Annotated in this window: 9 protein-coding genes; 7 read left to right on the forward strand and 2 right to left on the reverse strand. The window is 74.3% G+C overall.

Annotated elements, in window-relative coordinates:
- The first annotated feature begins 65 nt into the window (after positions 1 to 65).
- The 5 genes from OG715_RS05635 (at position 66) to OG715_RS05655 (ending at position 5965) form a co-directional block, all read left to right on the forward strand.
- Positions 66 to 1292: an AAA family ATPase gene (locus tag OG715_RS05635; protein ID WP_266276830.1), complete on the forward strand. Its 1227-nt coding sequence runs from the start codon at positions 66 to 68 to the stop codon at positions 1290 to 1292.
- 113 nt (positions 1293 to 1405) lie between these two features.
- A complete protein-coding gene (locus tag OG715_RS05640; RefSeq protein WP_266277448.1) occupies positions 1406 to 2620 on the forward strand; it encodes a vWA domain-containing protein in 1215 nt (404 codons plus the stop codon).
- Between the two features lie 170 nt (positions 2621 to 2790).
- On the forward strand, positions 2791 to 4176 hold the full coding sequence (locus tag OG715_RS05645; RefSeq protein ID WP_266276828.1) for a M14 family metallopeptidase: 1386 nt from the start codon (positions 2791 to 2793) through the stop codon (positions 4174 to 4176).
- A gap of 276 nt (positions 4177 to 4452) precedes the next feature.
- The gene (locus tag OG715_RS05650; RefSeq protein ID WP_266276826.1) at positions 4453 to 4911 is read left to right on the forward strand and encodes a hypothetical protein; all 459 of its coding nucleotides are present in this window, start codon (positions 4453 to 4455) and stop codon (positions 4909 to 4911) included.
- 118 nt (positions 4912 to 5029) lie between these two features.
- Positions 5030 to 5965 (forward strand): NAD-dependent epimerase/dehydratase family protein, encoded by a 936-nt coding sequence (locus OG715_RS05655; RefSeq protein WP_266276824.1) that lies wholly within the window; start codon positions 5030 to 5032, stop codon positions 5963 to 5965.
- A 79-nt stretch (positions 5966 to 6044) separates the two neighbouring features.
- Here the strand turns inward: OG715_RS05655 and OG715_RS05660 are convergent, their stop codons facing one another.
- Positions 6045 to 6944: a Gfo/Idh/MocA family protein gene (locus tag OG715_RS05660; RefSeq protein ID WP_323182298.1), complete on the reverse strand. Its 900-nt coding sequence runs from the start codon at positions 6942 to 6944 to the stop codon at positions 6045 to 6047.
- A gap of 305 nt (positions 6945 to 7249) precedes the next feature.
- On the opposite strand from OG715_RS05660, the gene OG715_RS05665 reads away from it, so the two are divergent.
- Together OG715_RS05665 and OG715_RS05670 are read left to right on the forward strand one after the other, a co-directional pair.
- Positions 7250 to 13594 (forward strand): DNRLRE domain-containing protein, encoded by a 6345-nt coding sequence (locus OG715_RS05665; RefSeq protein WP_266276819.1) that lies wholly within the window; start codon positions 7250 to 7252, stop codon positions 13592 to 13594.
- Between the two features lie 122 nt (positions 13595 to 13716).
- The gene (locus OG715_RS05670) at positions 13717 to 13917 is read left to right on the forward strand and encodes a hypothetical protein (protein WP_266276817.1); all 201 of its coding nucleotides are present in this window, start codon (positions 13717 to 13719) and stop codon (positions 13915 to 13917) included.
- Between the two features lie 88 nt (positions 13918 to 14005).
- On the opposite strand, the gene OG715_RS05675 is transcribed toward OG715_RS05670, so the two are convergent.
- A complete protein-coding gene (locus OG715_RS05675; protein ID WP_266276815.1) occupies positions 14006 to 15211 on the reverse strand; it encodes an MFS transporter in 1206 nt (401 codons plus the stop codon).
- Positions 15212 to 15380: the final 169 nt, after the last annotated feature.

Raw genomic sequence — 15380 nt, forward strand, 5'->3', positions numbered from 1 at the left:
ACCCTCTTCGAGCTGCCCCTCTCCCAGCTCGTCTCCCCGCCTGTCTCCCGGAAGGACGACACCGCATGCCCCTTGCTGCCCCGATGCCCCAACTCGACGTCGCCGCAGAGCTCCTGGAACTGCTCGCCACCACCACCACCGAACCGCGCCCCGACGACCGGCTGGCGGCCCTGACCCTCACCGTGGCCGCCGACCTGCCGGTGCTCCTGTGGGGCGAACCGGGGATCGGCAAGACCGCCGCGCTCACCCAACTCGCCGACACCCTGGGCCTCCCGCTCACCACCGTCATCGCGAGCGTGCACGAGCCCTCCGACTTCGCGGGGCTGCCCGTGCTCGGCGACGACCCCGCCGTGCAGGGAGTCCCGATGGCCCCGCCGGACTGGGCGGTCCGGCTGGTCAGGTCCGGCCGGGGCCTGCTGTTCCTGGACGAGCTCTCCACCGCGCCGCCCGCCGTCCAGGCCGCACTGCTGCGGCTGGTGCTCGAACGCCGTATCGGCACACTCCAACTTCCGCCCGGGGTCAGGATCGTCGCCGCCGCCAACCCCCGCTCCTCGGCGGCCGACGGCTGGGAGCTGAGCCCGCCGCTGGCCAACCGGTTCGTCCATCTGCCGTGGCAGCACGACCACGAGGTGGTGGTGCGCGGCCTCGGCGGCACCTGGCCGCGCGCCGTCCTGCCGGAACTCGACCCAACGCGGCTGCCGGAGGCGGTCGCCCTCGCCCGCCGCGCGGTGTGCGAACTCCTCGCCGCGCGCCCGACGCTCGTCCACCGGCTGCCCGGCAACGACGCCCAGCGGGGCGGGGCCTGGCCGTCGCCCCGGAGCTGGGAGATGACGGTCCGGCTGATCGCCTTCGCCACCGCCGCCGGGGCCTCGCGCGAGGTGCTGGCGCTGCTGGTCCGGGGCACGGTCGGGGACGGGCCGGGCCTGGAGCTGATGGCGGCGATGGACCGGATGGACCTGCCCGACCCGGAGGCGCTGCTCTCCGACCCGGCCGCCGCCGTCCTGCCCGAACGCGGGGACCTCCGGCAGGCCGCGCTGGAGGGTGTCGTGGACGCCGTCCGGCGCCGCCCGGACCGGGCGCGCTGGGACGCGGCGTGGGCGCTGCTGGCGCGGGCGGTGGAGAGCGGGGCGCCGGACGTCGCGGTCGTCCCGGCGACCGCGCTCGCCGCGCTGCGCCAGGCGGACTGGGAGGTGCCGGCGACGATCGACCGTCTCGCCGGAGCGGTCGCGGTGTCCCGGCGGGCGGACCGCGCGGTGGCGCGGGTCGCGGCGGCCGACGGGGCCCGCCGGTGACCGCGCCGTCCGCGGCATCCGCAGTGGCGCTCCCACGGGACTCGCGCAGCCTCGACGGGCGGGCCCCGCGCAGGGCCCCGGCGCCGCAGGCCGGCCGCCTCGACCTCGACAAGCTGTACGCTGCCAGGCTGCACGCGGTCCGCGTCCGCCCCTATCTGGCCACCGCGCTGTTCGCCCTGCACGTCGTCGAGTCGCGCGACGTCCCGACGATGGCCGTGGACGAGCACTGGCGCTGCTACGTCTCGCCGTCCTTCGTCGCCCTCATGCCGGTGGAGGAGCTGGCGGGCGTCTGGGTGCACGAGGTGTCGCACCTGCTGCGCGACCACCACGGGCGCGGCGACCGGGTCGCCCGCGAGCGCGGCCTGCACAGCGTCGGCGACCGGCTGCGGATGAACATCGCCGCAGACTGCGAGATCAACGACGACATCTACGGCGAGGGGCTGGTCCGGCCGGCGGGCGCGGTGCTGCCCGGGGACCTGAGGCTGCCCCACGACCTGCTGATGGAGGACTACCTCCGGGGGATCGGACTCGGGCCGCTGACCGAGCGGTTCTCCTGGCTGGACTGCGGCAGCGGCGCCGACGGCCTGGTCCGGGCCTGGGACCTCGGGCCGCAGGGCGCGAACGGGCTCGGCCCGCAGGAGCGGGACGCGGTGCGGTTCCGGGTCGCACAGGGGCTGCTCGGCCGGCCGGGGGACGCCCCGGCCGGGTGGCGGCGGTGGGCCGAGAAGGCGTTCCACCCGCCGCAGCGGTGGCGGGAGTTGCTCGGCGCGGCGGTGCGCTCGGCGGTGTCGGGCGCGGGCCCGGGCGGTGACTACTCGTACGGCCGCCCGGCCCGCCGGTCGGCCGCGGTGCCGGGCGCGGTGCTGCCCTCCCTGCGGCGGCGCCCGCCCCGGGTGACGGTGGTCGTCGACACCTCCGGGTCGGTCAGCGACGCCGAGTTGGGCAGTGCGCTGCTGGAGGTCGCGGAGATCTCCCGGGCCGTGGGCGGGCGACGCGACCTGGTCACCGTGGTGTCCTGCGACGCGGCCGCGCAGACCGCGCAGCGGCTCTGCCGGGAGGAGGACATCCCGCTGGTGGGAGGCGGCGGCACGGACCTCCGGCAGGGGTTCGCCACGGCCCTGCGGACCTGGCCCCGGCCGGACGTCGTGGTGGTGCTGACGGACGGTCAGACTCCGTGGCCGGCCGCGAAACCGTCCTGCCGGACGGTGGTCGGCCTGTTCGGCCGGCCCGGCCGGTGGAGCGAGGACAGTACCGAGTACCGGCGGAGGGAGCCGCCCGACTGGGCCCGGGTGGTGCGGATCGGGTCGGCGGCGGGCGGCCCCTCCTGACCGGCCGCCCCCGTCGCCGCCGGTCCCTCCCGGCCGGCCGCGAGCCCCCTCCCGGCCCCTTCGCGCCCCCAACTCCTTGACGAAAGCATGACATTGACGGACCATCAACCTCGCGGCGCCGCATCTCCTCCAACGTTCCGTCCCTACGGACCCCCCACAGGAGGACAGTCATGCGACTGCCCCGCCGAGGGAAGCCCGCCACGGCCACCGCCGTCCTGCTGGCGCTCGCCCTCGCCACCCCGCTCAGCATCCAGGCCGTCACCCCGGCCGCCGCCGTCCAACCGGACTCCGTCGCCACCGACACCTCCGTCACCTCGGCCGGCGACGCCGACACCGCCCGGCAGTACCGCCTCGACGGCCCGCGCACCGTCGCCGAACGCACCGCCGTCGCCGCCACCGGAGCCTCGGTCGACGCCGTCAGGGACGACTCGGTGACGGTCACGGCCACCGCCGCCGAGGCGGCCCGGCTGCGGGCGCTCGGCTGGTCCCCCGTCCCGCTGCCGGGCCCCCGGTACGGCGACGGGCCCGCCGGGCAGGCCGAGTCCGGCGCCGCGCTGTACGACTTCCCGTCCGCCGACTCCGGCTACCACAACTACGCGGAGGCCGCCGCCGACATCGACGCCGTCGTGGCCGCGCACCCCGACATCATGAGCAAGCGGGTCATCGGCACCTCGTACGAGGGCCGGCCGATCGTCGCCGTCAAGATCAGCGACAACGTCGGCACCGACGAGAACGAACCCGAGGTGCTCTTCACCGCCCACCAGCACGCCCGCGAGCACCTCACCGTCGAGATGTCGCTCTACCTGCTGCACGAACTCGGCGACAAGTACGCCACCGACAGCCGGATCGCCAACGTCGTCAACAACCGGGAGATCTGGGTGGTCCCGGACCTCAACCCGGACGGCGGCGAGTACGACATCGCCACCGGCCGCTACCGCAGTTGGCGCAAGGACCGGCAGCCGAACACCGGCAGCGGCAACGTCGGCACCGACCTCAACCGCAACTGGAACTACAAGTGGGGCTGCTGCGGCGGCTCCTCCGGCTCCACCTCCAGCGAGACCTACCGGGGCAGCGCGCCGGAGTCCGCCAAGGAGGCCAAGGTGGTCGCCGACTTCGTCCGCACCCGGGTGGTCGGCGGCAAGCAGCAGATCACCGCGGCGATCGACTTCCACACCTACAGCGAGCTGGTGCTCTGGCCGTTCGGCTGGACCACCGCCAACACCACCACCGGCATGACCGCCGACGAGTACAACACCTTCGCCACCCTGGGCCGTTCGATGGCCTCCACCAACGGCTACACGCCGGAGCAGTCGAGCGACCTCTACATCACCGACGGCTCGATCGACGACTGGCTGTGGGGCACCCAGCGGGTGTTCGCCTACACCTTCGAGATGTACCCCGGGCCGAACGGCAGCGCCGGCTTCTACCCGCCGGACGAGGTGATCGGGCGCGAGACCAGCCGCAACCGGGAGGCGGTGCTGCGGCTGCTGGAGACCGCCGACTGCGTCTACCGGGCCATCGGCAAGCAGCAGCAGTACTGCGGGATCGCCAACTGAACGACCGGTAGGACCGGTTGACGACCGCGCGCCCGGTCGGTGCTCCCCGGGGAGCACCGACCGGGCCCTTCCGTCCCTCTTCCCTCGCCCACGAACCGGTGCATGCCACTCCGTTCCGGCCAAACCCGAGCACCCACCGGTCAGAACCGGCCCACACCGACCCAGGAACGGACGGATCGTCAATCGGAATGCAAAGATCCTCCCAAGGAATGTGACATGTCACAGTGTGCACGCCGGACCACTCCCGGCGCGCCGCACGAGGGAGGGAACCACTCCATGAACCGCCTCACCACCGCCGCCCTGGCGGGTGCCGCCGGCCTCGCCGCGCTGACCGTCGGCCTGGCCCCCACCGCGACCGCCGCCACCACCGGCCCGGTCGGCCCGGCCGGACCGACCGGCACCGTCACCTGCGGTACCCCGGGCGCGCCCGGCTTCCTGCGCACCCGCGCCTGTATCGAGGTCAGCGGCACCCACGTCCGCCTCTACGGCCAGGTCGCCACCACCGACCCGGCCTGGGTCGCCCAGAACGTCGGCTTCACCATCACCGGCTCCACCCCCGCCCTCCCGCCGCAGCCGCCCCTCAACCTGACCGCGCTGATCCCGGCCGGCGGCGCCAGCGTCGGCGACCTGCTGCTCACCGTGCCCTGCGGCAACACGGTGACGTCCAGCTTCAGCGTCAACAACGGCGGCTGGCCGCCCTCGACCGCCACGGTCTCGGCCTTCGTGCCCTGCTGACGTCCCGTCCGGTGACACCCGCGCGGTTCGGCCCGTTCCGGGGCCGGGCCGCGCGGCCGCCCCGCCCGCGCCCACCCCGACCGCGTTCTCCCTGGTCGGGGACCTCTATGGTGTGACGGTGAGTCTTCATGTGATCGTCGGACACGGACCGGCCGGAGCGGCCACGGCACGACTGCTGGCCGAACAGGGCCACACGGTACGGGTGGTCACCCGGTCCGGGCGGCCGGCCGAGCCCGGCATCGAGCACCTCGCCCTGGACGCCACCGACAGCGCGCGACTGACCGAGGCCGCCCGCGGCGCGGCCGCGATCCACAGCTGCGCCGCACCGCCGCTCCCCCGCTGGACGGCCGACTGGCCGCCCCTGCACGCCTCGCTCCTCGCCACCGCCGAGGCGACCGGCGCCGTCCTCGTCATGCTCGGCAACCTCTACGGCTACGGCCCCGTGCACGGCCCCCTCACCGAGGACCTCCCGCTCGCCGCGCCCGGCCCCAAGGGCCGCCTCCGGGCCTCGCTCTGGGAGCAGGCCCGCGCCCTCCACGAGGCGGGCCGCATCCGCGCCGTCGAGGTCCGCGCCTCCGACTTCTTCGGCCCCGGCGTCACCGACGGCGGCCACCTGGCCGGCCGCGTCGTCCCCCGCCTGCTGGCCGGCAAGCCGGTCAGCGTCCTCGGCGACCCCGACGCCCCGCACAGCTGGACCTACCTCCCGGACGTCGCCCGCACCCTGGCCGAGGCCGCCACCGACGAACGCGCCTGGGGCCGCGCCTGGCACGCCCCGACCGCCCCCGCCGTCCCGGCCCGCCGCATGGTCGACCTCCTCACCGCCGAGGCCGGCGTCGCCCCCGTCCCCGTCCGCCGCCTGAACCCCGCCGTCTTCGCCCTCGCCGCCCTCGTCACCCCCCTGCTGCGCGAACTCCGCGAGACCCGCTACCAGTTCGACCGGCCCTTCGTCGTCGACGCCACCGCCTGGGAAGCCGCCTTCACCACCCGCCCCACCCCGCTCGACACCCAGCTCCGCACCACCCTCACCTGGTGGCGCGACCGCCTGTCGGCCTGATTCCCCGGCACCGCGCGCCGCAGCCCCGCACCGGGGAGGACGTCCCGGTGCGGGGCTGCGGCGTGCGGCGGAGCCGGTGTCAGAGGGCTTCGATGCGCTCGACGACCAGTTCGCAGAGTTCGTGGGTGCGCAGGGCGTCGTGGGCGTCCAGGGTCCGGCCGGTGCGGACGGCGTCGAGGAAGGTGAGGACGGCCTGTTCGATACCGCGCTGGCGGGCGACGGGGACCCAGTCGCCGCGGCGGCGGACGGTGGGCTGGCCGCGGTGGTCGACGACGTCGGCGAGGTTGTGGACCTCGCGCTTGGAGTCGCCGCCGGAGACTTCGAGGATCTCCTCGGTGGAGCCGGACATCCGGTTCATGATGCCGAGGGCGGTGAAGCCCTCGCCCGCGAGGGTGAGGACCACGTGCTCGACCAGGCCGTCGTGGACCCGGGCCCGGACGTCGACGTGCTCGATGTCGCCGGGGACGAGGAAGCGCAGCGTGTCGACGACGTGGATGAAGTCGTCGAAGACCAGCGGGCGCGCCGCCTCCGGCAGGCCCTCGCGGTTCTTGCGCAGCATGACCAGGTCGCGCGGGCGTTCCTTCGCCTGGACGTTGGCCGGGGCGAACCGCCGGTTGAAGCCCACCATCAGGGAGCGGCCGGTGCGGTCCGCCAGGTCCACCAGGCGGCGGGAGCCGTCGAGGGTGTAGTCGAGCGGCTTGTCCACGTACACGTCGACGCCCGCCGTCAGCAGCTGCTCCACGATCGGGACGTGCTGGTCGGTCGCGGCGTGCACGAAGGCGGCCCGGATGCCGCTGCCGATCAGCTGCCCGAGGTCGGTGAACCGCTTCTCCGCGGGGATCCGGTGGGTGTCGCCGATCCGGTCCAGCTTCGCGGCGTCCCGGGTCATCAGGCGCGGGTCCAGGCCCGGCAGCGCCGTCAGGACCGGCAGGTACGCCTTCTGGGCGATGTCCCCGAGGCCGATCACCCCGACCGGCAGCAGGACGTCGGGCTCGGCGGTCGGACTCATCCGGATCTCCAGGGGTGCGCTGGGGCTTCTACCGCCCCCACCCTATGCACCGGCCGCTGAGCAGGACGAACCCGGCTTCGACCGGCGATGACGGGTTCAGGCCAAACGGCCGATTCCATGATCCATTTCGTTACGGATGCATCAAGATTGTTCGTCCACACCCTTCCGTCAATCCCACTTTGCTCTGATGTGTCGTCATGCGTGGATTTTGTCCGTCCCTACGATCCGTTGACGAACCGTCATGATGACGGCTTGTCGACAAGGAGTCATAGAAGATGCACAGGCAGATACCCGCCAAGGTGGTGAGCGGCAGCCTCGCCCTGGCGGTGGCCGTCTCCCTCCTGGCAGGGTCGGAGGTCGCCCTCGCGGCGACGCCGACGCCGGACCGCGGCGGCGACAGCTCCGCGAAGCCGGCCCCCACCACCGCCGCCGACATACCCTCGGCCCGCGTCGCCGCGCGGCTCTCGGGCCGGCGGGTCGAGGCACTCGCCGAGCGCAGCGAGACCTCCACCACCTGGGTGAACGCGGACGGCTCGCTCACCACCGAGCTCAGCGCGGGCCCGATCCGCTTCCGCCGCGACGGCGCCGGGCCCGCCGCTGCCGCCAAGTCCCCGGGGGCCGCCTCCGCCGGCAGCACCGCCGCCACCGGCACCGCCGCCGACTGGGTTGACGTCGATCTCGCCCTGCAGACCGCCGCCGACGGCTCGGTCGCCCCCAAGGCGCACCCCGCCGGGCTGACCCTGGCCGGCTCCGGCGGCACTCGCGCCGGCTCCTACGCGGAGTCCCAGGCCGCCACCGCCGACGGCCGCACCCTGGTCCGCCTCGGCCGCGGCGAGCAGCAGGTCGAACTGCAGTGGAAGGGCGGCCTGCCCCAGCCCCGGATCGACGGCACCAAGGCCGTCTACCCGGACGTCATCAGCGACGGCGCCGCCGACCTGGTGGTGGAGGCCACCCGGACCGGCTTCGAGCAGTACACCGTCCTCAAGCAGCGCCCCGGTGCCGCCGGTTACTCCTACACGATGCCGCTGCGGGCCACCGGCCTCAAGGCCCGGGCGCAGCCCGACGGCAGCGTGGTGTTCGTCGACGAGGCCTCCGGCGAGCAGCGCGCGATGCTGCCCGCCCCGGTGATGTGGGACTCCACCGTCGACGACATCGCCGGGGCCCGCAGCCGCAAGGCGCGGGTCGACCTGAAGGTCGTGCAGAACGGCGACGACATCGACCTGGTCTTCACCCCGGACGCGGCGTTCCTCGCAGATCCGGCCACCGTCTACCCGGTGACGGTCGACCCGTCCACCACCGGCCTGGGCAACGTCTTCGACACCTACGTCCAGAAGGGCGAGAAGGTCGACTGGTCGGCCGACACCGAACTCGACCTGGGCAACCCCGGCACCAAGAACGCCGACGGCAGCTCCCGCGAGGCCCGTTCCTTCATCACCTGGGACACCTCGCCGATCGCCGACGCGCTGGTGACCAGCGCGACGCTGTCGCTGTGGAACTTCCACTCCGGCAACACCGACTGCCAGCCCTACGCCTGGGAGGTCTGGGACACCGGGCGCCCCTCCACCGGCTCGCGCTGGACGTCCCAGCCGGCCTGGAACAGCAAGCAGGCGACCTCCACCGAGACCCGGGGCCGGGACAACTGCGGCGGCGACGGCTGGGTCAACGCCGACGTCGGCAAGCTCGTCCAGACCTGGACCTCGGCGAAGAACAGCCTCTCCAGCATGGGCCTGCGTGCCCCGGACGAGGCCAACACCAAGTACTGGAAGCAGTTCAACTCCGCCAACGCGGCCGGCAATGTGCCGAAGCTGTCGGTGACGTACAACTACCGTCCGCGCACCGGTACCGACCAGCAGGCCGGCTCGCCGTTCTACAAGGACACGGCCGGCACCTGGTGGGTCAACTCCACCACCCCGACCCTGCGCGACACCTTCGTCGACCCCAACAACGACAAGGTCGACGGCACCTTCCAGATCTTCGACAACGCCACCGACGCGCAGGTCGGCAACGTCCTGGTCTCCCCGTACGTGCCGAGCGGGCAGCCCGCCTCCGTCAAGGTCCCGGCCGGGCTGCTGGCCAACGGCAAGACGTACCGGTTCCGCACCTCGCCCTACGACGGCCTGCACTACAACAACAACTGGTCGGCCTGGGCCTACTTCACCGTCGACACCTCGGCCCCGTCCGCGCCGACCGCGATCACCTCGACCGACTACCCGTCCGGGCAGTGGGTCAAGGGCGCCGGGCAGAGCGGCGTCTTCACCGTCACCCCGCCCGCCGGCGACCAGAACGCGCTGGAGTGGTCGCTCGACGGCACCACCTGGACCAAGGCCGCGACCAACGGCGGCACCGCCCCGGTCGCGCTGACCGTCACCCCGGCCAAGGCGGGCACCAACACCCTCCAGGTCCGCACCACCGACCGGGCCGAGAACAAGTCCGAGGCGCTCTCCTACACCTTCCAGGTCGGCGCCGGCGGCGTCACCGCACCCAACGACGGCACCCGCACCGCCGCCCGCGTCCCGCTCGCGGCCGAGGCCGACGCCGCCAAGTACACCGCGGTGGCCTTCTCCTGGCGCCGCTCCGACGCCGACGCCTGGACCACCGTCCCCGCCGGAGACATCCTCAACGGCGGTACCGCGCTCGGCTCCTGGCCGGTCGCACTGACCGCCGGCAAGAGCCCCGCGCTCACCTGGAACGCCACCGGCACCGTCACCCCCGACGGCACCGTGCAGGTGCGCGCCGACTTCACCGGCCCGAACGGCGCCGCCGTCTCCACCGAGCCGGTCAAGGTCGTGGTCGACCGCAGGGCGGGCGGCGCGGCCTCGCAGAAGATCGGACCGGGCGAGCTGAACCTGCTCACCGGCGACCTCACCGTCTCCGCCACCGACGTCTCCGTGTTCGGTCTGACCGTCGGCCGCACCAGCTCCTCCCGCGACCCGAAGGCCGCCGCGGCCAAGGACGGCCAGGCGCCGGTCTTCGGCCCGAACTGGACCTCGGGCGTCGCCTCGGAGGTGTCCGCCTCCTCCTACACCGAGATCCGCCGGACCTCGGCGACCTCGCTGGACGTCGCCACCGCCGAGGGCGGCACGGTGTCCTTCACCGCCGACGCCGCCGGCAACGGCTGGGTGCCCGAGCCGGGCAGCGAGGAGCTGACCCTCAAGGGCTCCCTCACCGCCGGGGACTTCACCCTCTCCGACACCGAGGGCACCGTCACCGCCTTCGCCAAGGTCGACCCGGCGGCCGCCACCTGGACCGTCACCTCCAGCCTGCTGGACGGCCTGGCCAACAGCACCACCACGGTGGTCTCCGAGAAGACCGTCGTCGGCGGGAAGACCCTCGCCCGGCCCAAGTACGTGATCGCCCCGAGCTCCGCGGCGAGCGCCTCGGCCTGCGCGGCGGACATCACCACCAAGGGCTGCCGCGTCCTGCAGTACGTCTACGCGAACGCCACCACCGCGACCGGCTGGACCACCAGCGGCGAGTTCGGCGACTTCGCCGGCCAGGTCAGCGGCATCAAGCTGTGGGCCACCGCGCCCGGCGCCGCCAACGCCAGCGCCACCGACGTGGCCACCTACCGCTACGACGCGGGCGGCAACCTGCGCGGGGCCTGGGACCCGCGGGTCGGCGAGGCCTCCAAGACGCAGTACGCCTACGTCAACGGCGGCGCCGCGGACGGCGCCGTGTCGGTCGTGCTGCCCCCGGGCATGAACGGCGGCTACCACCTGGCCTACGGCAACATCGCCTCCAACCCGGCCGCGGGCGAGGGGATGCTGACCAAGGTGTGGACCAACACCCTCACCCCGGGCAGCGCCGACCAGGTCAACGGCACCGCCACCACCACCGTCGTCTACGGCGTGCCGACCTCCGGCACCGGCGCCCCCGAGGACCTCTCGGCCGCGGCCGCGGCGGGCTGGGGCCAGAGCGACCTGCCCACCGACGCCACCGCCGTGTTCCCGCCCGACCAGGTCCCCGCGTCCAACAACGGCGCCGACCTCAAGCCGGGCGACTGGACCCGGGCCACCGTCGGCTACCTGAACGCCTCCGGCCACCAGGTCAACCAGGCCGCCCCCGGGCACCGGATCACCACCACCGAGTACGACAAGTGGGGCAACGCGGTCCGCACGCTGACCGCTGCCAACCGCGAGCTCGCGCTCGGCGGCACCGACGAGGCCAGGGCGCAGCTCACCGACCTCGGCATCGACACCCTGCCCTCCGGCGAGCGCGCCAAGCTGCTCTCCACCGGGCACACCTACAGCGAGGACGGTCAGCGCGAGACCGAGACCTCCGGCCCGCTGCACCGGGTGACCCTGGCCGCCGACGCGGTCAGCGGCACCAGCACCGTCGCCGCCGCCGGCACCCGGGTCACGGCCCGCACCCGGACCGTGAAGACCTACGACGAGGGCCGCCCGACCGACGGCACCGCCAAGGTCAAGGACCAGGTCACCACGACCGTCACCGGCGGTGCGCTGCGCGGCTGGCCCGACGTCCTCGCCGAGACCCGCACCGACCGGAGCGTGCTCGACTGGGCGCTCGGTGTCGTCACCCGCAAGGTCCAGGACGCCGGCGGCCTCGGCCTGACCACCGTCACCGGCTACGACGGCCAGGGCCGGGTCGTCTCCCGGTCACTGCCCGCCTCCAACGGCGCCGACGCCGGAACCACCACGACCGAGTACTGGACCGCCACCGGCACCGGCCCGTGCGCCGGCCGCCCGGAGTGGGCCGACCTGGTCTGCCGCACCGCCCCCGGCGGCGCGATCACCGGCGGTGGCGCCAACCCGGCGCAGCGGCCCGTGAAAACCGTCCAGTACGGGCAGTTCGGACAGACCGCGCAGACCGCGCAGACCGCCAACGGGGTCACCCGTACCACCGTCGTCACCTCCGACGCGGCCGGCCGGCCGGTGACCACCACCGTCGTCGGCGGCGTCGGCCCGGCCGCCCCGGCCACCACCGTCGAGTACGACCCGGCCACCGGCAAGGTCGTCAAGGAGACCTCGGCCGCCGGCGGAACGATCAGCAGGGCGTACGACGCCCTCGGCCGTCGGATCTCCTACACCGACGCCGACGGCGCGACCACCACCACCCAGTACGACGCGCTGGACCGGCCGGTCCGGACCGGCGACAGCGCGCCGTCCACCACCACCTACGGCTACGACACCGCCGTCGACCCTCGGGGCCTGGTCACCTCGGTCACCGACTCGGTGGCCGGCACCTTCACCGCCCGCTACAACGCGGACGGCAAGGTCACCGCCCAGGGCCTGCCCGGCGGCTACACCAGCACCGACCGGATCGACCCGACCGGCACCACCGTGACCCGCACCCACACCCGGGACAGCGACGGCGCGGTCCTGGTCAACGACGCCGTCACGGAGAACGTCCACGGCCAGTGGGCAACCCACACCGGGACCCCCGGCGTGACGGCCGCCCAGACCTACTCCTACGACCGGGCCGGGCGCCTGACCCAGGTCCGCGACACCTCGACCGACGCCGTCTGCACCACCCGCAGCTACGGCTTCGACGCCAACACCAACCGCACCGCGCTGGCCACCGCCACCGCCCCGCGCGGCCAGGAGTGCTCGACGAACGGGGCCACCACCCTCACCAGCAGTTACGACAGCGCCGACCGCCTGGTCGACGCCGGCCACGGCTACGACGCGTTCGGCCGCACCACCGCGGTGCCGGGCACCGCGGGCGGGCCGGGCAGCACCGTCGGCTACTACAACACCGACCTGGTCCAGCAGCAGACCACCGGCACCACCCGGCAGACCTGGACCCTCGACGCGGCGCAGCGCCTTCGCGGCTGGACCACCGAGACCGGCTCGGGCGGCACCTGGACGGTCTCCGGCAACCGGACGAACCACTACGGCTCGGACGGCGACAGCCCCCGCTGGATCAGCGAGGGCGCCGGCACCTCCCGCAACGTGACCGGTGCGACCGGGGACCTGGCCGCCACCACCTCCGGCACCGCGACCGTCCTGCAGCTCGCCAACCTGCACGGTGACGTGACCCTCCAGCTGCCACTGGACCCGGCCGTCGCCCCGACCGTGCTGGACTACGACGAGTACGGCCGCCCCCGGACCGGCCAGCCGGCCGCCCGGTACGGCTGGACCGGTACCAAGCTGCGCTCGGCCGAGACGCCGGGCGGCGGACTGGTCCTGATGGGCGTGCGGCTCTACAACACCGCCACCGGCCGCTTCCTGTCCGTGGACCCGGTCGAGGGCGGCAACGCCAACGCGTACGACTTCGTCTTCGCCGACCCGCTGAACCGCTACGACCTGGACGGCCGGGTCTGCTGGAGCTGCGGCTGGAAGCGGACCAAGTCCTTCGCCCGCAAGACCTGGACCGAGAACAAGCAGACCATCATCACCTGGGGCGTGGGCATCGCCGTGGGCGGCGGCTGCACCATCCTCACCGGCGGTGCCGGCGCGGCGGGCTGTGCCTGGCTGGGCGGGGCCGTCGGCGGTGCGGTCGGCTACCGCTACGGGTACAGCGGGCAGCGCAGCTGGGGCGGCTACGCCCGGGCGTCGACCGTCGGCGCGGTCACCATGCGCGTCGGCGGCGGGAGCATGTTCCGCGGCTGGCGGTTCTTCCGCGGCGGCGGCGCCCACCGCGGGGGGTGGCGCTGGTAGCGGGTGCCGAAGCCGGCGCGGATGTGAGTGCCGGACAGGAGGCCGGGAACGGTGCCGGTACGGACCGTTCCCGATCGAGTACTAGCATCCCTTTTGCCGATCTTCAGAGGATTGAGGTACCTGTGAACCGATACGGGAAGGCCGCGCTGGCGACCCTCGGCTTCCTGCTGGCCGTCGCCGGTCTGCTCGCGCTGCTCGGCTCCGTGCCGTCGGACACCGAGTCCGGCTCGCTGCTCCGCGCCGCGGCCGGCGGCGGACTGGCCGGTGCCACCGGCGTCTGGGTGTCCTACCTGGCGCGGACACTGCGGAGCCGTCGCCGGTAGGCGGTGTCGTTCGGACGACGCCGGCCCGATCGGCCAGGAGGCGGCACCACCGGGTGACCGGTGGTGCCGCCTTCGGTGTCCCCGCGCGTCAGGCCGGGTGGGGGCGGGCGCGGCGGAGCAGGTAGGCGCCGGACGCGGCGGCGAGGACGGCCATGCAGGCGGCGAAGACCAGGCCCGCGTCGGCGAGGCCGAGCGGTTCGGCGAGCAGGCCGACCCCGACGACGGGGACGGAGATGCCGAAGTAGGCGACCACGAACAGCGCCGACAGGGCGCCGCCCCGGTGTTCGGCGGGGGCCGCGCCGGCGATCTCCCCGACCGCCCCGCGCAGGCCCATGCCCTGCCCGGCGCCGCCGACCAGGGCGCTGAGCACCAGCGGGGCGAGGACCGTCCACGCGAGGGAGGCGGCCAGCAGGGCGAGGCCCGCGATGAGCACCAGGCAGCCGAGCGGGACCGCCCGGGCGGTGCCCAGCCGGGGCACCAGCAGCTGGCCGAGGGTGGAGGCGAGGAAGGCCGCGAAGACGATCAGGCCGACCACCGCGTGGTTGTGGATCCCCAGGCTCTGCCCCAGGAACGCCGGGGTGACCGAGGTGAAGAGGCCCAGCAGGGAGAAACCCGCGAAGGCGGCGACCGCCGCCGGGACGAACACCCCGCGGACCTCCGGCGGCAGCGAGGGGCGCCGCGGCCGGGCGGTGCGCAGCGGACGGGCGCCGTCGACGGTCTCCGGCAGGAACCAGGTGACCGCGAACGACGCGGCCAGCAGCACCAGGTGCACGACGAACGGCAGGACGAGCGGCTGGGGCGCGTACTCGGCGAGCAGCCCGGACAGCAGGGGGCCGCAGCCGAGGCCGCCCATGTTGGCGGCGGTCGCGACGAAGCCGGCCCGGGCCCGGCGGTCGGGCGGGGCGAGTTCCAGCACGTAGGCGGTGGCGGTGCCGGTGAACAGGCCCGCCGACAGGCCGGACAGCAGGCGGCCCAGGCAGAGCAGCGGCAGGCCGCCCTCGGCGAGGAAGGCGACGGCGCTGCCGGCGGCGAGGGCGAGTCCGCAGAGCAGGACGGGGCGGCGGCCGACGCTGTCGGAGACGTTGCCGACGAGCAGCAGCACGCCGATCACCCCGAACGCGTAGACGGCGAACACCACCGTCACCATCAGTTCGGAGAAGCCGATCTCCTCCTGGTACAGCCCGTACAGCGGGGTGGGCAGGGTGGTGCCCGCCATGCAGACGGCGAAGGCGCCGGCGGCGCCGAGGTAACCGGGGTGACGAGCGGCGGGCCGCCCGGTCCGACGATCGGTCATCCGCCCACGGTAGGCCGCCCGGCCGGTGCGGGCGCGGGGCCGCGGACGGGCGCTGCGCCGAATGGCGGCGGTCTTGTGGGGCCGACGGTGGGAGGGGGCCACGGTCGGAGTGCGGCGGGGGTTCCGGAGGGCGGCGGGGTTCGGAGGGCGGCGGGTTTCACAGGGCGGC

The organism is Kitasatospora purpeofusca (genome assembly GCF_036010405.1).
In the GTDB taxonomy this organism is placed as follows: Bacteria; Actinomycetota; Actinomycetes; order Streptomycetales; family Streptomycetaceae; genus Kitasatospora; species Kitasatospora purpeofusca.

Excerpts from the sequence above, each read along its gene's own strand:
- OG715_RS05635 (WP_266276830.1), top strand. The coding sequence starts at position 66 with ATGCCCCTTGCTGCCCCGATGCCCCAACTCGACGTCGCCGCAGAGCTC.
- OG715_RS05645 (WP_266276828.1), top strand. The coding sequence starts at position 2,791 with ATGCGACTGCCCCGCCGAGGGAAGCCCGCCACGGCCACCGCCGTCCTG.
- OG715_RS05650 (WP_266276826.1), top strand. The coding sequence starts at position 4,453 with ATGAACCGCCTCACCACCGCCGCCCTGGCGGGTGCCGCCGGCCTCGCC.
- OG715_RS05665 (WP_266276819.1), top strand. The coding sequence starts at position 7,250 with ATGCACAGGCAGATACCCGCCAAGGTGGTGAGCGGCAGCCTCGCCCTG.
- OG715_RS05675 (WP_266276815.1), bottom strand. The coding sequence starts at position 15,211 with ATGACCGATCGTCGGACCGGGCGGCCCGCCGCTCGTCACCCCGGTTAC.